At 67.9% G+C, this 17740-nt stretch carries 17 protein-coding genes; 9 read left to right on the top strand and 8 right to left on the bottom strand.

Going from position 1 to position 17740, the window contains the following annotated elements; all coding sequences use genetic code 11:
• Window positions 1-225 precede the first annotated feature (225 nt).
• From ASF34_RS21210 to ASF34_RS21185, 6 genes are read right to left on the bottom strand one after another with little or no spacing between them, the layout of a single operon-like run.
• Window positions 226-756 (bottom strand): SRPBCC family protein, encoded by a 531-nt coding sequence (locus ASF34_RS21210; RefSeq protein WP_018043593.1) that lies wholly within the window; start codon window positions 754-756, stop codon window positions 226-228.
• Window positions 756-1382, bottom strand: coding sequence for a DUF447 domain-containing protein (locus ASF34_RS21205; RefSeq protein ID WP_056164352.1), 627 nt, complete (start codon window positions 1380-1382; stop codon window positions 756-758). The genes ASF34_RS21210 and ASF34_RS21205 overlap by 1 nt, the downstream gene beginning before the upstream one ends.
• Before the next feature lie 4 nt (window positions 1383-1386).
• Window positions 1387-2943, bottom strand: a complete 1557-nt coding sequence (locus tag ASF34_RS21200) for a DUF6513 domain-containing protein (RefSeq protein ID WP_056164349.1) — start codon at window positions 2941-2943, stop codon at window positions 1387-1389.
• On the bottom strand, window positions 2940-3518 hold the full coding sequence (locus ASF34_RS21195; RefSeq protein WP_056164347.1) for an amino acid kinase family protein: 579 nt from the start codon (window positions 3516-3518) through the stop codon (window positions 2940-2942). The genes ASF34_RS21200 and ASF34_RS21195 overlap by 4 nt, the downstream gene beginning before the upstream one ends.
• Window positions 3515-4222, bottom strand: coding sequence for a (5-formylfuran-3-yl)methyl phosphate synthase (locus tag ASF34_RS21190; RefSeq protein WP_056164344.1), 708 nt, complete (start codon window positions 4220-4222; stop codon window positions 3515-3517). The genes ASF34_RS21195 and ASF34_RS21190 overlap by 4 nt, the downstream gene beginning before the upstream one ends.
• A 35-nt stretch (window positions 4223-4257) precedes the next feature.
• Window positions 4258-4776 (bottom strand): DUF3280 domain-containing protein, encoded by a 519-nt coding sequence (locus ASF34_RS21185; protein ID WP_018043588.1) that lies wholly within the window; start codon window positions 4774-4776, stop codon window positions 4258-4260.
• A 320-nt stretch (window positions 4777-5096) separates the two neighbouring features.
• Between ASF34_RS21185 and ASF34_RS21180 the strand changes: the two genes are divergently transcribed.
• The 9 genes from ASF34_RS21180 to ASF34_RS21140 all read left to right on the top strand — a co-directional run bounded on the left by ASF34_RS21180 (window position 5097) and on the right by ASF34_RS21140 (window position 14415).
• Window positions 5097-6323: an ABC transporter substrate-binding protein gene (locus ASF34_RS21180; RefSeq protein WP_056164339.1), complete on the top strand. Its 1227-nt coding sequence runs from the start codon at window positions 5097-5099 to the stop codon at window positions 6321-6323.
• Window positions 6324-6477: 154 nt separating this feature from the next.
• Window positions 6478-7464, top strand: a complete 987-nt coding sequence (locus tag ASF34_RS21175) for a YVTN family beta-propeller repeat protein (protein ID WP_018043586.1) — start codon at window positions 6478-6480, stop codon at window positions 7462-7464.
• A gap of 175 nt (window positions 7465-7639) precedes the next feature.
• Window positions 7640-8074, top strand: a complete 435-nt coding sequence (locus ASF34_RS21170) for a hypothetical protein (protein WP_026175893.1) — start codon at window positions 7640-7642, stop codon at window positions 8072-8074.
• Between the two features lie 14 nt (window positions 8075-8088).
• The gene (locus tag ASF34_RS21165; protein ID WP_018043584.1) at window positions 8089-8331 is read left to right on the top strand and encodes a hypothetical protein; all 243 of its coding nucleotides are present in this window, start codon (window positions 8089-8091) and stop codon (window positions 8329-8331) included.
• Window positions 8328-9083, top strand: coding sequence for an ABC transporter ATP-binding protein (locus tag ASF34_RS21160; protein WP_018043583.1), 756 nt, complete (start codon window positions 8328-8330; stop codon window positions 9081-9083). Before ASF34_RS21165 ends, ASF34_RS21160 begins: the two co-directional genes overlap by 4 nt.
• Before the next feature lie 202 nt (window positions 9084-9285).
• Window positions 9286-10170, top strand: coding sequence for an ABC transporter permease (locus ASF34_RS21155; RefSeq protein ID WP_056164337.1), 885 nt, complete (start codon window positions 9286-9288; stop codon window positions 10168-10170).
• Complete coding sequence (locus tag ASF34_RS21150; protein WP_018043581.1) at window positions 10167-10793, top strand: hypothetical protein; 627 nt, start codon at window positions 10167-10169, stop codon at window positions 10791-10793. The genes ASF34_RS21155 and ASF34_RS21150 overlap by 4 nt, the downstream gene beginning before the upstream one ends.
• Before the next feature lie 548 nt (window positions 10794-11341).
• Complete coding sequence (locus tag ASF34_RS21145; protein ID WP_056164334.1) at window positions 11342-13792, top strand: TonB-dependent receptor; 2451 nt, start codon at window positions 11342-11344, stop codon at window positions 13790-13792.
• Between the two features lie 200 nt (window positions 13793-13992).
• On the top strand, window positions 13993-14415 hold the full coding sequence (locus tag ASF34_RS21140; RefSeq protein WP_244479069.1) for a hypothetical protein: 423 nt from the start codon (window positions 13993-13995) through the stop codon (window positions 14413-14415).
• A gap of 115 nt (window positions 14416-14530) precedes the next feature.
• On the opposite strand, the gene ASF34_RS21135 is transcribed toward ASF34_RS21140, so the two are convergent.
• On the bottom strand, window positions 14531-16075 hold the full coding sequence (locus ASF34_RS21135) for an undecaprenyl-phosphate glucose phosphotransferase (RefSeq protein WP_056164619.1): 1545 nt from the start codon (window positions 16073-16075) through the stop codon (window positions 14531-14533).
• Between the two features lie 110 nt (window positions 16076-16185).
• Entirely contained in the window at window positions 16186-17451 is a 1266-nt protein-coding gene (locus ASF34_RS21130) for a glycosyltransferase family 4 protein (protein WP_443136553.1), read from the bottom strand.
• Window positions 17452-17740 lie beyond the last annotated feature (289 nt).

The following is a 17740-nucleotide window of genomic DNA, read 5'->3' as shown; positions in this document are numbered from 1 at the left end:
TCCCCGCATGCGGGGAGAGGGCCGCGACGACCTCGTCGTCGGCGCGGCGAGGCGGCAGCCGAGGGTGAGGGGGCGGGGCCGATAGCGTCTCATCCGGAATGGCTCCTCACCGTCGCTTCGGCTTAGCCTGTGCTCATCGCGGACACGACGAGGTGCCCGCGATCCTCTCCCCGCGCGCGGGGAGAGGCGATGCGCACCGTCGCCGAGCCTTGGGACGTCCTTCGATCAAGAGCCCTTCTCGGCCTTGGCCTTCACGTTATCCAGGCCGGCCTTGTAGAGGCCGAGGACGGCCGCCTTGGAGGCGTCGTCGTTCAGGTCCGGCGGCGGATCGTTGTTCATGTAGCCGCGGTAGAACGCGCCGCGCCAGGTGACCTTGGTCTTGGCGCCGTCGCCCTCGACCTCGATGGTCGAGGAATAGTCGTTCACCGGCAGCGTCTTTACGTCCACCTTGTTGATCCGGTACATGTAGGTCTTCTTTTCGGCGTCGTACTTGGCGAGCTCTTCCTCGACCGTGGCGCCGCCCTTGAGGGTCAGGACGCGGGTGGCCTTGACCTCGTTGCCGCCCTTGCCCTCGGTCTTCTCGACCACGGGAATCCAGCTGGCATCCTGGAAGTTGCCGAGCACGGCCCAGACCTTGTCGGCCGGGGCGTTGATCTCGATGGTCTGCGAGACCTTCTGGCGGGTCGGGCCATGGGCCTGCGCCGCGTAGGATACCGTGGCGAGCGCCGCCACGGCGGCCAGCGTCTTGAATCTCATCAACCCTGTCTCCTCGGGAACGCACCTTCTAGGGTGCTTGGGGGGGCTCGTGCGAGAACCGGCTCGTCGCGCCCGAGGGCAGCGGCGACCTTGTCCTCGATCCAGTCCCAGGCCTCGCGCTCGGCGGGTCCGGCTGTCTTGGATATCGCGATGGCGTGGTAGCGCATCTCCGTCAGGATCTTGTCCGGCTCCAGCATGTGCAGGCGCGTCGACAGGATCGCCGCCTCCAGCACCGCAGCTTGAGCGCGGTTGTAGCCGAAGAACGGCATATGGCTGGCGCTGTGTACCATGCGGGCGCGGTAGCGCGGGCGCGTCGCATCGTCCTCCACAGAGATCACCTCGAACTCGGCATGGCCGAAGCTCTCGGCGAGCCGCCGGCCCGGGATGCGGTCGCAGGGCAGGGTGGCCCAGTCGCGCCGCCCGGTGACCGCGCCGGCGATCACCCGCACGTCGCTCGGGCTCGACGCGGCGAAGACCGGGTTGGCCTCGAGGTTGAGGATGGTGGGCGAGGGCCGGAATGGGGCGAGCACCCACTCCTCGCCCTCGCGGATGAGGCCGAAGGGCACGAGATGCAGGTCGCCCGCAGGCGAGGTGGTGGTGACGATGGTCTCGAGGATCAGCGGCATCGGATCAGGACTCGCCGGCGGGAACGAGCTTGCCGCAGACGATGCGCGCGCCCCTGTCGCCCGTGGCCTCGGTGTCTGAGGACTTGGCCTCGCCGGATTCCACCAATTCGGGCTTGCCGGCATCGGCCTCCATGGGCGTCGCATCGCGGGTGGCGCGCTCCGCGCCGCCGGGGCCGGAATGCTTGGTATGCCCGGCCTTCTTGAAGGCGGTGGTGTCCTCGACCTCCTCGTCCGCGGCGACGCCCCAGCGCAGGGGCTCGTCCTGGACGTAGCGCTTGCCGAGGCGCCAGGCCGTCTCGGCCTTGGTCAGCTCGCCGCCGAGATAGAAGGCGTGGGCTCCGTCAGAGGCGACATCGAGATCGGGAAAGAACGCCATGGCATCGGTGCCGATCGTGTGGACGTCGCGGTTGAAGGCGTGGATGCCGTCCTCGGCCACCGCGATGCGGTAGTTCGGGTCGCGCACCTCCGCCGCCTGGGCCGCGATCTCCTCCGGGGTCTGCACGAAGGGGCGCTTGTCGTGCAAGGCCAGCAATTGGCGTCCGTAGCCCTTGGGCAGGGCGGAATCGGCCTTTGCGGCGAACATCACCCGGCGGGCGGCATCGTGCTCCTCCACCGTGCGCCGGGTGTGGTTGGAGACCTGCACGATCAGGACGTTGCGGATCGAGAGTTCCGAGCACATGCCGACCAGGAGGGCGGTGACGCCGAGGCTGTCGGCCTCGGTGAGTTCGGTGAGGTTGCCGGTGCCCATCATCATCTCGATGCCGGGCCAGCGCTTGCGCGTCTCGTGATAGCGCGTGATCGATTCGACGAAGCCGAAATGGATCGGCTCCAGGATCGGATCGGCCATGTAGGGCCGGCCGGCCTTCTCCATGCGCTCGATGGCGCGGTCGAGGGAGGGCAGGTCGTCGGGCCGCATCGGCACCAGGACCGGCACCGCATCGGTCTCGAAGGCGAGGTCCAGGGTCTCCTCGTTGAGGCTGAGGAGAAAGTCGGCCCCGGCCTTCGCCCCGCGGGTCAACTCGTCGAGGGAGAAGGAATCGACGCTGACCTTCAGCCCCGCCCCCTTCAGCAGGCGCACGCACTCTTCGAGATGCGGGAACTCGGTGTCGGGCAGGCCGCCGAGATCGATCACGTCCGCGCCGCGTCGCGCCAGGTCGAGGCCCTTGGCCAGGATCTGCTCAGGCGTCATCTTCGAGGCATCGACGATCTCGGAGAAGATGCGCAGATCGTGGCGCGAGAGATCGACGTTGCGTCCCGCGAGGCCGAGATAGGCCGGAAGGTCGACCACCTCGTCCGGCCCGCGCTCCACCGGCAGGCCGAAATGGGCGGACAGCGCCTCCGGATTGGCGCGGCAGCGGCCCGGCAGGACGATGCGGGTGGCGCCCTCTGGGATCGTCACGCGGCGGCGGATGATCTCCTCGGTCATCAGGGCCGCCACTTTCACGCCCGCATCGGCGATGCTCCAGGCGAAGCGCTCGGCCGGAAGGGTCGCGGCGACCTTCTCCAGGCGCGCCTTCGCCATCCGGCCGGTGATGAAGACGAGATGTTCGGGCGTGCTCACGCGGCGGCCCTTACGATGTCCGCGCCCGGACCCCGGATCACGATCTCGCCAGCGTAGGACGCGGCGAAGGCGGGAAAGGCCGCGTCGACCACGCCGATCCGGACGAGGTCGGACAGGCTCGCGCCCGCCGGGCGATCGATGGATTTCACCAGGATGCAGCGGGGCGCCTCGAGTTCGGTGGCGAGCCAGAGGGCGAGGCTGTCCGACGTGACATCCCAGGTCTCGGGGATGGAAGGGTGCCCGTCTTTCAGCGCGACAGGGTCCCAGATGACAGGCGCCTCGGCCGAGCGGGCCTCCCTCACGCTGCGCACGATGGCGAGGCGCGGCTCGCCCTCTGAAAGCACCTCCGCCATCCGGCCCATGGCATCAAGGGCGAGGCGGTGGGCGAGGGCGTCCGAGAAGCCCAGCCGCCCCTGGGCCTGACGCACCGCATCGGCGAACGGGCCGCCGCCCGGCACGACGACGCAGCGGCCCTCGCCGCCATCCGCCAGTGCGCCGAGAAGGCGTCCGAGCCGCGCCGCGTCCGAGACGAGGCTGCCGCCGAGCTTCACGATGGTGGGAGGCGCGCCCGTCACGCCGCGTTCCGCCGGTCGAGCCCGCGAAGCGTCTGCGCAGCCAGGGCCACGCGCTCCGCGTCGAGGCCACGCGTCCGGTCGCTGCCGAAGCAGAGGCCGCCGCGAAAGCCGAGATAGTCCGGCCGGTGCGCGACGAGGACGGCGATGTCGGCGATCGTCAGCGATCCCGCGAGGCCGGAGAGCAGGCCGTGGAGGCGGGCGTCGGCGGTGAAGGCCGAGAGGCGAGGGGCGGGCAGGAGGTCGCCGAGGCGCCGGCCGTCCTTGGTGGCGGTGTCGATCATCACCCCGGCAAAGCCAGCCCCGGCGAGGCGGCCGACGAGGTCGTCCGGCATCGGTGCTCCGGCGAAGAGGACCGCGATCAGGCGGCCGGGGGCGGCCCGCGCCGCGGCGGCGAGGGCGTCGTCGTCGAAATCGGCCCGCACGGCGACCTTGACGTAGCCGATGCCGGTCCCGGCCATCGCCGCGACCGATCCGGGCAGGGAAGCGGCGTCCTGCGGCTCGCCGGCCACCGCGCTGCTCACGGCCTCGTCCGCGATGGACGCGACGATCGCCCGGACCGTCTCGACGGGGAGCGCCCCGAGCGCGCCCCGGACGGGGTCCTTGGCATCGACGAGGTCGGCGCCCGCCCGCGCCGCCATTACGGCCTCGTCCGCGTCGCGGACGCTGACGAGGAGGCGGGGACGCGCGCGCAGATCGGATGACATCGGCTTCGACACGGAATGTTGGGGCAACGGGAGACTCAGGATCGGTTGGGCAAGGGTTCGGCCAGGAGACGGTTCTTGACCACCCATCGCATGGCATGGGCCCATGTGTCGTCGGTATCGGCCCGGATCACCACCTGTCCAGCCCGCACCACCTTGCCGGAAGCGGCGTCCGAGATGAGGACGTAGAGATTGAAGATCTGGTTGGAGCCCTTCTCCACGAAACCGTTGACGGCGAGATCGGCCCCGAGGGTCTTGGCGATGGTGGCGGCGCAGCCCTCGCATTTGAAGAGGGGAGCCTGCTTGGCGATCTCGGCGGCCTGGGGCGCCACGTCCACGACCTCCACCGCATTGCCGGCGGTGAGCGCCTTGCGGAGCTCCTCCGTGACCAGGGCGAGGCGTCGGGCTTCGTCCGGCCGGGCCTTGCGGCCGCCGACCACACCCGGATCGTTGAGCTCGATGCCGAAGATCGCCGCCTTGTCGGGGGCGGCGAGGGCTGGTCCTGCCAGGACCGATCCGGCCAGGATCGCGGCCAGGGCGAGGGCGGCGGGCCGCATCACCGCGCGTCCGAGGCCGGTTGGCGGCAATGACTTCACGGACTTTGGCATCATGGGCGTGGCGCGACGAGACCTGACGAATGGGGACATGGCGAACCTGTGTCACGATCGATGCGGCCTGCGGCGGACACCGCGCCCGAGCCTTCAAAGTCGAGCAGTGACCGGATTTGGCAAGTCGTGCAAATCGGCTCGCCGGCGCGGAGCGATCTCGCGTGTATTCGCGCCCATCGGCACGCAAGCGACGCTCCGCCGCGCCTTAGGGTTTCCTTATGCTTCCGTGATTGAGCGTATCCGCGCAATGTTGTTAGCGTGCCGACCGTATGAACGCATCGCTCCTCTCCCGATCCGCCGCCCTCGTCCTCACGCTCGGCCTCGGCGGCACGGCGCCCCTCGCGGTGGCGCAGGAACCGGCGGCCTCCGCGCAGGCGGCGGAGGCCGCTCCGGGTGACACCCATATCGGCCTGATCTACCGGCCCGAGATCGCGCCGTCCTCCTACGATGCCGAGGCCCCGCCGGAGGACGAGGGCGTTGCCGGCGCCCGCATGGCGGTGAAGGACAACAATACGACCGGGCGCTTCACCAAGCAGACCTACGCCCTCGACGAGGTCGCCCTCACGGAGGGCAAGAGCGCCGTCGACGCCGCCCGCGACCTCGTGGGCAAGGGGATCCGCTATCTCGTCCTGGCCCTGCCAGCGGACGAGGTTCTGGTGGTGGCCGACGCGGTCAAGGGCGAGGGCGTGACCGTGTTCAACACCGCCGCGCCCGACGACCGCCTGCGCGGCGCCGATTGCCGCAAAAACGTCTTCCACGTGATCCCGAGCCGGGCGATGCAGACCGACGCGCTGGCGCAGTTCTTCACGCTGATGCGCTGGCGCAAGATGTTCCTGATCGTCGGCCCCAACGACAACGACAAGCTCTATGCCGACGCGTTCCGGGCCTCGGCCAAGAAGTTCTCCCTGAAGATCACCGCCGAGAAGCCCTGGACCTTCGGCCCGCTCGCCAAGGCGCGGGGCGACACGCCGACCCGCTCCGAGGCGATGGTCTTCACCCGCGGCGTCGATTACGACCTCGCCATCGTCGCCGACGAGGCGAACGATTGGGGCGACTACGTCCCCTTCCGCACGGTGGACCCCCGGCCGGTCGCGGGAACGCAGGGGCTCATTGCGGCCACCTGGCACCCGACCCTGGAGACCTGGGGGGCGGCGCAGGCGCAGAACCGCTTCCGGCGTCTCGCCGGCCGGCTGATGCGACCCCTCGATTACCAGGTCTGGGCGGCTTTGCGCTCGGTGGGCGAGGCGGCGACGCAGAAGAAGACCGCCGACCCGGCCGTGCTCGCACCCTACTTCGCAGACCCGGCTTTCAGCCTGCCCGCCTACAAGGGCGTCTCGCTGACCTACCGGCCCTGGGACCACCAGCTGCGCCAGCCGATCATCGTGGTGCAGCCCAAGGCCATGGTGACCGTGGCGCCCGAGCAGGGCTTCACCCATCAGCGCACCCCGCTGGACACCCTCGGTGTCGACCTTCCCGAGACGGCGTGTCGGTTCTGACGGTCCGCGAATGTTCGGGGATCTGCGAATTTTCGCGCCCGTCCTGCGGCAACGCGCTTGCGTTCCGCGTGCAGGCATGCGCTCCCCGTCAGGACAAACTGCACTATAATCACTGTCAATCGCGCAAAGAAGCGATGCCCAGGGAGAAGACGGAATGAGCCTCGGCTTCAAGGCAGGCGTGTGTGTGGCCGCCCTCGTCGGCGCGACGATGGCTCTGAGCGCCACCGCGCAGGCCTACACGGTCTACGTGACCAACGAGAAGGCCAACACCGTCAGCGTCATCGACACGGCGACGATGGCCGTGACCGGAACCTGGAAGGTCGGTCGGCGCCCCCGCGGGGTGACGACGAGCAAGGACGGCAAGGAGCTGTTCGTCTGCGCCAGCGACGACGACCGCATCGACGTGCTCGACACCGCCACCGGCAAGGTGGTGCGCTCGCTCCGCTCCGGACCCGATCCGGAGCAGTTCATCTTGGGGCCGGGCGGCAACCCGCTCTACGTCGCCAACGAGGACGACAGCCAGGTCACCGTCATCGACATCGAGAAGAACAAGGTCCTGGCCGAGGTGCCCGTGGGGGTGGAGCCGGAGGGGATGGGCCTGTCGCCGGACGGCAAGATCCTGGTGAACACCTCCGAGACCACCAACATGGCGCATTTCATCGACACCACCACGTTCCAGGTGATCGACAACGTGCTGGTGGATGCGCGACCGCGCTTTGCCGAATTCACCTCGGACGGGAAGTTCCTCTGGGTCTCGGCCGAGGTCGGCGGCACGATCAGCATCATCGACGTCGCCGCGCGGCGGGTCATCAACAAGATCGCCTTCAAGATCGCCGGCGTGAACGAAGAAGCGATCCAGCCCGTGGGCATCCGCATCACCAAGGACGGCACCAAGGCCTTCGTGGCCCTGGGGCCCGCCAACCGCATCGCGGTCATCGACGCCAAGACCTACAACGTCGAGAAGTACCTGCCCGTGGGGCAGCGCGTGTGGCAGCTCGCCTTCACGCCGGACCAGAAGTTTCTGTTCTCCACGAACGGCTCCTCCAACGACGTCTCGGTGGTGGATGTGGAGGCGAACAAGGTCATCAAGAGCATCCCGGTGGGATTGCTGCCCTGGGGCGTGGCGGTGTCGCCGAATTGAAGTGCACTTCCCCTCCCCCTTGTGGGGAGGGTCAGGGTGGGGTCGGCTCCGCCTGCCTCCGTAGAGGGTCACCCAGCCACCCCCACCTCCAACTCCTCCCCACAAGGGGGAGGAGGGACGCGCGGATATGCCGAAGGACGGACCGCCTCAAGGCGGCCAACGGGAGGACGATCACATGACGAGGACAATGCGGACGATCACCCTCGCCCTGGCGGCCCTGCTCGCCACGGGGCCAGCCTCGGCCCTCGATCTCACCAAGAAGCGCTCGAACCTGCCGGATCTGGTCCTCGGCAACGAGGAGGGCAACGATTTCGTGGTCGAGAACCGGGAGATCGAGCTCGAATCCGGCAAGGCCTATCGCCTGCGCATCGTCGCCAAGGGTCGGCAGGAATATAAGTTCTACGCCACCGAGTTCTTCCGCAACATCTGGTTCAACCAGATCGTGATCCAGCATCTCGAGATCCACGGCAGCGGCCCGCCGGACCACCTCGAATTCGACGATCCGGGCGAGATCGCCATCGAGTTCGTCACGATCAAGCCCGGCGAATACCCCTGGTCGATCCATGGACTCGAATCCAAGGGCATGACCGGCAAATTCATCGTCAAGTAAGGCAGGGCCTCCGCATGCGTCTCCTCATCCCCACATTCGCCTTCCTCCTCGTCGCCGGCCCGGCGCTCGCCGACGACAAGGCCGCCTGTGCCGAGGGCATCGCCACGATCAAGGACGCCCTCGCCAAGGGGCCGTCCGAGACCGCCGCGCCGAAGCTCAAGAAGGCCCTGCGCGTGGCCGAGCGCGAGCAGGGCGAGGGCGAGTTCGACGAATGCCTCGACGCGGTCGGTGACGCCAAGCGGGCGATGAAGCCGTGAGCGACGGGGCAGGGGAGAGTGCGGCCCTCGACGTGGCCGGCGTGAGCCATCGCTTCGGCGCGCGCGCGGCCCTGTCCGACGTCTCGATCCGGGTGGAGCGGGGCAGGTTCATGGCCCTGCTCGGCCCCAACGGCGCCGGCAAGACCACCCTGTTCTCGGTGATCACCCGGCTCTACGCCAGCCAGGACGGGCGGGTCTCGATCTTCGGTCACGGCCTCGACCGCGAGCCGTCCCGGGCGCTCGCCCGCCTCGGCGTGGTCTTCCAGGCCCGCACCCTCGACACCGACCTCACCGTCGAGCAGAACCTCCTCTACCATGCCAGCCTGCACGGCATCGCGCGCCGGGCCGCGAAGGCCCGCATCGCGGCGCTGCTCGCCCGCGTTGGCCTGAGCGACCGGCGCGACGACAAGGTGCGCACCCTCTCCGGCGGCCAGTCGCGGCGCATCGAAATCGCCCGCTCCCTGGTGCATGAGCCGAAACTCCTGCTCCTCGACGAGCCCACCGTGGGGCTCGATCTCGAATCCCGTGCCGATATCGTCGCCATCGTCCGCGCCCTGGTGCGGGAGGAGGGGCTGTCGGTCCTCTGGGCGACCCACATCTTCGAGGAGATCGACGGGGCCGATGACGCGGTCGTCCTTCACAAGGGCCGCATCGTCGCGCGTGGAACTGCGGACTCCATCGCGCAAGGCGACGAGACCCTGGAAGCCGCCTTCCGGCGCCTCGTCGCCGAACCGCCGAGGCAGGCCGCATGAGTGCAATGCCCAAAGGCCTCCGATCCCACTCACGACCTCATCCTGAGGTGCTGCGCAGCAGCCTCGAAGGAGGGTTCCAGGGACCATGGAGCGAATTGGAAGCCTGCTTCGAGGCCTTCGCTGCGCTCCGGCACCTCAGGATGAGGGTGGGGATGGGACGTGCCGATAGGCCTGTACCCCGGCTATCGATGGGTTCCTTCTCATGACAAAGACCATCGCCTCGACGGTTGCTGGCCCGACGGAAAAACCCGTGCCCCATCTCGGCCGCCTCGACGCGGTCGGCTACCTGATCTGCCTCGGCGGCATCGTCCATCGCGAGTTGCTGCGGTTCTTCAACCAGAAGGAGCGGTTCTTCTCCGCGCTCGTGCGGCCGCTGGTCTGGCTGTTCATCTTCGCGGCGGGCTTCCGCAACACGCTCGGGGTCTCGATCGAGCCGCCCTACCAGACCTATGTCCTCTACGAGGTCTACGTGGTGCCGGGGCTGGCCGTCATGATCCAGCTCTTCAACGGCATGCAATCCTCGCTCTCGATGGTCTACGACCGCGAGGTCGGCTCGATGAAGGTGCTGCTCACGAGCCCCTATCCGCGCTGGCTGCTGCTGCTGGCCAAGCTGATCGCCGGCGTCACCGTCTCGGTGGTCCAGGCCTATGCCTTCCTCGCCATCGCCTGGTTCTGGGAACTCGACATCCCGGCCATCGGCTACGTGGCGGCGCTGCCGGCCTTCATCGCCGCGGGGCTGATGCTCGGCGCCATCGGCCTGCTCCTGTCCTCGATGGTCAAGCAGCTCGAGAATTTCGCCAGCGTGATGAACTTCGTGATCTTCCCGATGTTCTTTGCTTCATCGGCCCTCTACCCGCTCTGGCGCATCCGCGAGTCGAGCGAGACGCTCTACCTGATCTGCATGGCCAACCCGTTCAGCCATGCCGTCCAGCTCGTGCGCTTCGCCCTCTACGGGCAGTTCGAACCGATCGCCTGCGCCGTCGTCGTGGGCACCACCATCGCCTTCTTCACCCTCGCCGTCATCGCCTACGATCCCGGTCGCGGCATCATGGCCCGGCGCGGCGGACCGGCCGGAGACAATTCATGATTCTTTCGCGGACATTCGTACTGGCCCTGGCGGCCGGCGCTCTCCTCTGTGGGCCGGCCCTCGCCCAGCCCAAGGCGGACCCGGACTGGCCCTGCGTCCAGCGCAAGGTCTCGACCCTAAGCCCCGGCACGGTCTGGACGGGGCCGGATCTGGAGGCCGCCGGCCCGTGGGGCGACGATTACGAGGCGGCCTCGCTCGCCCAGAAGATCGCCTCGCGCCGCACCGAACTCGGCGAGGTCGATCCGCTGCTGGACGAGTTCGTCGCCAAGGCCGGCGACGACAAGGCCAAGCGCCTCACCCGCGTCTTCGCCGGGGTGTTCGAGGTGGTGAACAACGAGCGCAACCGGGTGATCGGGGGGATCACGCGCTACGCGCAGGGGCAGCGGCGGATGGCCGAGCGCATCCGCCAGGAGGCCGACCAGATCAGTTCGGTGAAGGACGGCCCCAGCGCCAACGACGCCCGCGAGATGCCCAAGGAGGCCTCGGAACTGGAGACGAAATTCGCCTGGGACCGGCGCATCTTCCAGGAACGCAGCCAGTCCCTGACCTATGTCTGCGAAGTGCCGACCCTGTTGGAGCAGCGTCTCGGCGAGGTCGCCCGCAAGATCCAGGCGCGCCTCTGACCCGACGTCACCATCGGGCTTTCGCCAAGCCAAGTGTCCTCAGGCCCGCCGGACCCTCCGGCGGGCCTTTTGTACCCTGTATCAGTGACCCTGACCCATAGGTCAGGGTCACTGAGGTCCGGCGGACGAATGCCGCCGCGCAGTCGCGCGGGCAGTCCTCGATGAGTCGGGCTCATCGAGGTCTGGTATTGCTCGCCGTGGATACTCGCCTCGGACGCGGAAGGATTGGACGCCGTCGATTCGCTCGACCTTCGTGACGGTCCGCCACGTACGAAGAGGCTCATCCCATCCCCAAGACACGGAAAACATTCCGGCAGCGCTTGTTGCCTAATCGTCCCGCTTGTCATTCCTATTGATCCTGAAGTCTTTGTATTCTCTGGCAAATCGTGTTGCCCGCAGATCACGCGCGGACGCCATCTCTGTGTGTCCTTATTAGAATCGTCGAATCCCCCCGCGACCGCATTGTCGAAGCCCGATACGCCCCGCAACATTCGGTAACGAGCCGGGACAAACCGGCCACGCCATTTTGAATCGAAGGGTCTCGGGACATGAAGAAGCGGACGCTGCGGAGCAGCCTCCTCGTTTCGGTAGCGCTGCTGCCGGGCGTCGCCTATGCGCAGACGACGGTCGTCGGCGGCCAGCAGGCCGTGACGCTGCAGGAACTGGACGTGGTCGCCACCACGCCGACGCCCACCCTGCGCAACGCCCAGGGCGTCCTGCTCGGCCAGGACCGTGACAAGCTTCCCCAGAACACCAGCGTCCTGACCTCGGCGGACGTGAACCGGGTCGGCACCCCGAGCGTGCTGCGCGCCCTCGACGAGCGGATCGGCTCGATCAGCATCAACAACGCGCAGGGCAACCCCTTCCAGCCGACCATCACCTATCGCGGCTTCGAAGCCTCGCCGCTGGGCGGAAGCCCCCAGGGTGTTGCCGTCTACGTCAACGGCAACCGCTTCAACACCTCCTTCGGCGACACGGTGCAGTGGGATCTCATCCCCGACATCGCCGTCGACCGCATCGAGCTCGAAGGCTCGAACCCGGCCTACGGCCTCAACGCCCTCGGCGGCGCGCTCAGCGTTCAGCTCAAGAACGGCTTCACCTATCAGGGCACCGAGCTGAACCTCTCGGGCGGTTCGTTCGGGCGCTTCGGCGGTTCGTTCCAGCATGGGCAGCGCTCGGACAATGTCGGCCTCTACGTCGCCGGCACGGCCCTCTCCGAGAACGGATGGCGCCAGCACTCGCCCTCGCGCCTGCGCCAGTTCTACGGCGATCTCGGCGTGCAGGCGGAGAAGGGTGAGTTCCACCTCAACTTCATGGGCGCGATCAACAGCCTGACCGGCAACGGAACCCTGCCCGTCGATCTGCTGGACTTCAAGCGCAACGAGGTCTTCACCTATCCCGACAAGACGCTGAACGCGTTCGGACGCATCGGGCTCTCCGGCACCTACGACATCACCCCCACCGTGACGATCCAGGGCAACGCCTATTACGGCCGATTCGAGCAGAACACCGCCAATGGCGACGCCGCCGAGGTGGAGCGCTGCGAGGCGAACGAGCGGTTCCTCTGCTCGGAAGGCGCTAACGAGGAGCAGTTCTTCCTGCGCGACCGGCTGAACCGTCGCGTCCAGGCGAGCAGCGTCAGGACGGCCAACTTCGCCCGGCTTCCGGCCTTCGCCGAGCGGTTCGACGAGGGCGGCCCCTACGCCTTCCTCAACTCGACCCGGACCAACACCGAGAATTTCGGCGTCTCGGTCCAGACCAACGTGCGCGAGACGCTGTTCGGGCTGCCGAACCGCTTCGTCCTCGGCGGCTCCTACGACGGCGGCCGCACGGCCTTCACCGCCGACAACGCGGTGGGCGGCCTGACCTTCGACCGCGGCTTCTTCGGCCCCGGCATCGTCGTGCGCAGCGACGACAACTCGATCACGCCGGTGAGCGTGAAGTCGAGCAACGATTACGGCGGCATCTACCTGCAGAACAACACCGACCTGACCGATCGCCTGACCCTGACGCTGCAGGGCCGGTTCAACATGGCCAAGATCGTGCTGGAGGATCAGCTCGGCACGGCCTTGAACGGCAACCACTACTTCCAGCGTTTCAACCCGGGCGTCGGCGCGACCTACAAGCTCGTGCCCGATCTCCTCACCGTCTATGGCGGCTATGTCGAGGCGAACCGTGCGCCCACCCCGGCCGAACTCTCCTGCGCCGATCCGCTCGCCCCGTGCTCGCTCACCAACTTCTTCGTCGGCGATCCGCCGCTGAAGCAGGTCATCTCCCGCACCGTGGAAGCGGGTTTCCGCGGCAAGCTGCCATCGCCGATCGAGCTCGGGGTGCTCAGCTGGAAGGCCGGCGTGTTCCGGGCTCGCAACGAGGATGACATCACCTTCGTGCCCTCCGACATCACCATCGGCCGGGCCTATTTCCAGAATGTCGGCTCCACCCGCCGCCAGGGCGTCGAGGCGAGCCTCGCCATCACCACCCCGGTCTGGAACGCCTTCATCGACTACGCCTTCGTCGACGCGACCTTCCAGTCGCCGCTGACCCTGGCCTCCGGCGGCAACCCCTTCGCGACGCCGAACCCGGCCCAGCCGGACAACTCGGAAGCCAACCAGATCTTCGTGCGACGCGGCGACAAGCTCCCCGGCGTCGCGCCGCATCAGGTCAAGGTCGGCGTGCAGTACAACGTCACGCCGGAATGGCGGGTCGGCGTCCTCGGCCGTGTCGCCACCGGCAAGTTCCTCGTGGGCGACGAATCGAACCTCAACAAGACCTCCGGCAACTACGCGGTCATCGGGTTCAACACGAGCTACCGGGTGAACGAGAACATCGAGCTCTACGGTTACGTAGAGAACGCGCTGAACGCGAAATACGCGACCTTCGGCACCTTCTCGCCGGTCGGCGAGGTTCCGATCCTGGCCCTGCCCAATGCCAGCTCCAACCGGAGCCTGGCCCCCGGCGCGCCGATCGCGGCCTATGGCGGAATGCGCATCTTCTGGTAGCCGCCCCTCGAGCCCCTACGATGGGCCGCCGCTCCGGAGACGGGGCGGCGGCCTTTTTTGTCGCTCGCCATGGTCGGTCGCCATGTGCGGCGGAGTGCCCCGTCAGGGGATGATCCGCCACAGGTTCGACGATGTCGCAGCAACATGCCGGGTGGGTCGAGCGTTGGCGTGCCATGTTCGACATCATCGGAAAGCATCGCATGACCAAGGCCCTTCGCGAGACCAGGACCTCCTCGGACAAGGCGCATTCGCCGACGACGGCCTCGCCGCTGATCCGGATCCTCGCGCCCGCTCTCGTCTTCACCGCCATTGCCGGTCCGGCCTTCGCCTCGGCCTGCTCCGACCAGATCGCCACGATCGAGCGACGCCTCAACAGTTCCGGCGCCGTGTCGGTCACCGGCACCGCCTCGGCCGACGGCAAGGTCGTGTCCAATCCGTCGATGGGCCTCGACGCACCTCCCGGCGGCAAGCCCACCGATCCCTCGACCACCCCGAATGCCAAGAGTGTCGACCAGGCCCGTCACCTGATCGAGCAGGCGCGCAAGCAGGAAGCGGCCGGAGATGCCAAGGGCTGCGAGAACACGATGACCGAGGCCAAGAAGGCTGCCGGTTCCCTGCCGTAACGCAGCACACCTGTCGCGCCGGCCTCCGGCGCAAGAACGGCAAAGGCCGCCCTTCGCGATGCGAGGGGCGGCCTTTTTGCGTCGCCGGGTGCATGCATCCCGGGAGGATATCGGATCAGTAGGCGTTCTTGGTGGTGACGAGGGAGAGCGGAGTCGCCAGCATGATCTGCACGTCGAACAGGATCGACCAGTTCTCGATGTAGTAGAGGTCGTGTTCGACGCGGCGCTGGATCTTCTCGTCGGTATCGGTCTCGCCGCGCCAGCCATTGATCTGGGCCCAGCCGGTGATGCCGGGCTTGACCTTGTGGCGGGCGAAATACCCGTCGACCACCTGATCGTAGAGGGTCGTGCTGGTCTTGGCCTGGACCGCATGGGGCCGCGGCCCGACCAGGGACAATTCCCCCTTCAGGACGTTGAACAGCTGCGGAAGCTCGTCCAGCGACGTCCTGCGGATGAACCGGCCGAGGGGCGTGACGCGCGGGTCGCCGCGGGTGACCTGCTTCGCGGCCGTGAAATCGGATTGGTCGGCATACATCGACCGGAACTTGTAGACCTCGATCGTCTCGTTGTTGAAGCCGAGGCGCTTCTGCCGGAACAGGATCGGACCGGGCGAGGTGAGGCGAACGGCAATCGCCAGGCCGAGCATGACCGGCGCCAGCACGATCAGCATGGCCATGCCGACGACGCGATCGAAGATGGCCTTGGTGACGATGTCCCAATCGGCCATCGGCTTGTCGAACACGTCGAGGACGGGGACTGAGCCGAGATAGGAATAGGCCCTCGGGCGCAGCTTGAGCTTCGTCGCCTTGGCGGAGAGGCGGATGTCGATGGGCAGCACCCAGAGCTTGGCCAACATTTGGAGCAGGCGATCCTCGGCCGCGATCGGCAGCGTGAAGACCACGAGGTCGAGGCGCGTGGAGCGCGCGTAATCGACGAGATCGCTCACCGTGCCGAGCTTCGGGTAGCCGGCGATCACCGAGGAGGACCGGTTGTCCCCGCGATCGTCGAACACGCCGACGATGCGGATGCCCGCATCGGATTCCGCTTCCAATGCGCGGATGAGCTCTTCCGCCAATGGCCCGCCCCCGACGATGGCCGTGCGGCGGTCGAACTGTCCGCGCAGCATGCGGGCGGTGACGAAACGGAGCAGGACGAGGCGTTCGGCGAGGAGCAGGGCCAGCCCCAGGGCGTAGAACAGCGCGAGCCAGATGCGGGAATAATGGTCGGCGACCTTGGCGAAGACCATGACCGTGGCAACGACGAGGAACGTCAGCGACCAGGCGGCGGTGAGGCGCAGGGCGGGTTTGAAGAAGGTCCGAAAGGCGGCGATCCGGTAACTGCCGAAGATCTGGAACAACGCCACCGCGAGCCCGGCCACGGACAGGATCGCCGTGGGATAGCTCCATCCCAGTGCGACGACGCCGCGGAGTTGCACGAAGTGGGTGGTGAAGCCGAGAATGGCGATGAGCGCCATGTCCGCCAGCCGCACGCTGCCCGACAGCACGACGGGAGACAGGACCCCGCCATGGTCGCGGGGCGCCCCGATTTCGGCGGGAGGAATCGCGGATTCGGCGGAGCCGTCATGAGCCGTATCGACCGCATTCGGCTGGCTGGGATTCCCCGCCGCCTTCAGAAGGTCGCGAACGTCGAAGGCGCTCATCGTCTGCTTTCGTTCGAACTTTTCGTCGGTGAGATGGGGGGACGATGCCAAGCCGGCATCACGGAACATTTAACGAAGGCCCGGTCGCCGGAAGCATGGCAAAGAGCAAGTTAGCGCGACTTCGGCAGTTCCTTCATCGGCGGCAGCGCCGTTGCTAGGGTAAACGTTCCTCGAAGCCGCAGGGCGGCGGCGTAGCCGGATAGCACATCCGCCCCCATCCGTTTCATCGAGAACCGTGTCCGCACGGATTCGCTGAGTGCCTGGGCTCGCGCGAGACCCCGGGCGGGGTCTTCGTCGAGCAGGCGGAGGATGGCATCCTTGAGGGCGGCGGGGTCTTTGGGCGGCACGAGATCGTCCGCCGCCGCCCCGAATATCTCCGGGATGCCGCCCACATTGGTCGAGACGAGGGGCTGGCATGCCGCTGCGGCTTCCAGCACCACGTAGGGCAGGGACTCGGCGAGCGACGGAACCACCATGATCCGTCCCTTCGCCAATGCGGTACGGATCGGCTGGGGCGTCTCGAACGCCACGGAGGCGGACAGGCCGAGCCGCCGTGCCCGCTCCGCCAAGAGGTCGGCGTCCGGGCCCGATCCCACCATGAGGAGGCGGCAGGGGCGCCCCTCGGCCCGTAGCGCGGCCAGGGCGTCGAGCAGGACCGCGATACCCTTCGCCTCGCGCAACTCGCCCACATAGACCAGGTCGTAGGCGTCCGCCCGGTGCGGCACCGGCGCGAACTCCGCCTCGTCGATGCCGTTATGGACGATCCGTAGGGTGCGGGGCGTGCCCCCCACGAAGCGCCGGTGCCGCCCGGCCACGTATTCGCTCTCGAACAGGAACACGTCGGTGCGCGCCGCGAGCAGGCGCTCGACCCCCATGTAGAGCCGGTGGCGCAGGGAACCGGGTTTGTAATTGTAGCTGCCGCCATGCGGCGTGTAGGCCCGGATCGGCGAGGGCGAACCCGGGGGCAGGCGGGCGATGCGGGCATAGGCCCCCCCCTTGGCGCCGTGGCCGTGCAGGATCGTGGCGCGGACCTCCCGCGCCCGCGCGGCGACCGCGCGTACCGCGGCGAGGTCCGATCCGTGCGGGTTGCGCCGCATGGGGAGCCGGACGATGCCGAGTGCGAGGTGGGGCAGGAGTTCGTCGAGCGCCCGCGCCGCGTTCTCCCCGCCCGTGGAGGCATCGCAGACGAGGCCGATCTCGTGGCCGGCGGCGGCCTGGATCCTGACGAGGTCGCAGACGTGGCGGAACAGCCCTCCCACCGGCGCGCGGAAGACGTGAAGGATGCGGTAGACGCTCCCGCCCTCGCCGGTGGAGGGGCGAATGGACGGGATGGAGGCGGACGCACTCACGACGGACAAGCTCCACGCGACGACCATTCGAACCGGGCGACGGTATGACCTTAGCGAAGACTGGTTTCCAGAGATGCTACCACCGTCGAGGACCGTACGCCGCAGGATCGGTTCAGGCGGTCGTGAGATCGAAAACCTCTCGTTCGGTCGGGCGGCCCCTGACGGAATCTCGAAAGTGCGGATTTCCCCGCAAGGGTGAAGCCTGGCTTTCCGCCTTGCGGGGAGATCCGCCGGTGGCAGGCCGCTCCCCGAATGACTGCCCCCGCCAGGGGCAAGGGAACGGACGCCCTCCTGGGCGGGGCCGGATGTTCGACAC

The sequence above is a fragment of the Methylobacterium sp. Leaf106 genome (genome assembly GCF_001422895.1).
Classification (GTDB): domain Bacteria; phylum Pseudomonadota; class Alphaproteobacteria; order Rhizobiales; family Beijerinckiaceae; genus Methylobacterium; species Methylobacterium bullatum.
The sequence above is the reverse complement of the archived record's forward strand: the minus strand, read 5'-3'. Positions and strand labels throughout refer to the sequence as shown.

What these genes read in the sequence shown, in the direction of transcription:
- ASF34_RS21175 (WP_018043586.1), top strand. Translation starts at nt 6,478, where the DNA reads ATGAGCCTCGGCTTCAAGGCAGGCGTGTGTGTGGCCGCCCTCGTCGGC.
- ASF34_RS21180 (WP_056164339.1), top strand. Translation starts at nt 5,097, where the DNA reads ATGAACGCATCGCTCCTCTCCCGATCCGCCGCCCTCGTCCTCACGCTC.
- ASF34_RS21140 (WP_244479069.1), top strand. Translation starts at nt 13,993, where the DNA reads ATGACCAAGGCCCTTCGCGAGACCAGGACCTCCTCGGACAAGGCGCAT.
- ASF34_RS21130 (WP_443136553.1), bottom strand. Translation starts at nt 17,451, where the DNA reads ATGGTCGTCGCGTGGAGCTTGTCCGTCGTGAGTGCGTCCGCCTCCATC.
- ASF34_RS21190 (WP_056164344.1), bottom strand. Translation starts at nt 4,222, where the DNA reads ATGTCATCCGATCTGCGCGCGCGTCCCCGCCTCCTCGTCAGCGTCCGC.
- ASF34_RS21155 (WP_056164337.1), top strand. Translation starts at nt 9,286, where the DNA reads ATGACAAAGACCATCGCCTCGACGGTTGCTGGCCCGACGGAAAAACCC.
- ASF34_RS21150 (WP_018043581.1), top strand. Translation starts at nt 10,167, where the DNA reads ATGATTCTTTCGCGGACATTCGTACTGGCCCTGGCGGCCGGCGCTCTC.
- ASF34_RS21210 (WP_018043593.1), bottom strand. Translation starts at nt 756, where the DNA reads ATGAGATTCAAGACGCTGGCCGCCGTGGCGGCGCTCGCCACGGTATCC.
- ASF34_RS21135 (WP_056164619.1), bottom strand. Translation starts at nt 16,075, where the DNA reads ATGAGCGCCTTCGACGTTCGCGACCTTCTGAAGGCGGCGGGGAATCCC.
- ASF34_RS21205 (WP_056164352.1), bottom strand. Translation starts at nt 1,382, where the DNA reads ATGCCGCTGATCCTCGAGACCATCGTCACCACCACCTCGCCTGCGGGC.
- ASF34_RS21165 (WP_018043584.1), top strand. Translation starts at nt 8,089, where the DNA reads ATGCGTCTCCTCATCCCCACATTCGCCTTCCTCCTCGTCGCCGGCCCG.
- ASF34_RS21170 (WP_026175893.1), top strand. Translation starts at nt 7,640, where the DNA reads ATGACGAGGACAATGCGGACGATCACCCTCGCCCTGGCGGCCCTGCTC.
- ASF34_RS21145 (WP_056164334.1), top strand. Translation starts at nt 11,342, where the DNA reads ATGAAGAAGCGGACGCTGCGGAGCAGCCTCCTCGTTTCGGTAGCGCTG.
- ASF34_RS21185 (WP_018043588.1), bottom strand. Translation starts at nt 4,776, where the DNA reads ATGCGGCCCGCCGCCCTCGCCCTGGCCGCGATCCTGGCCGGATCGGTC.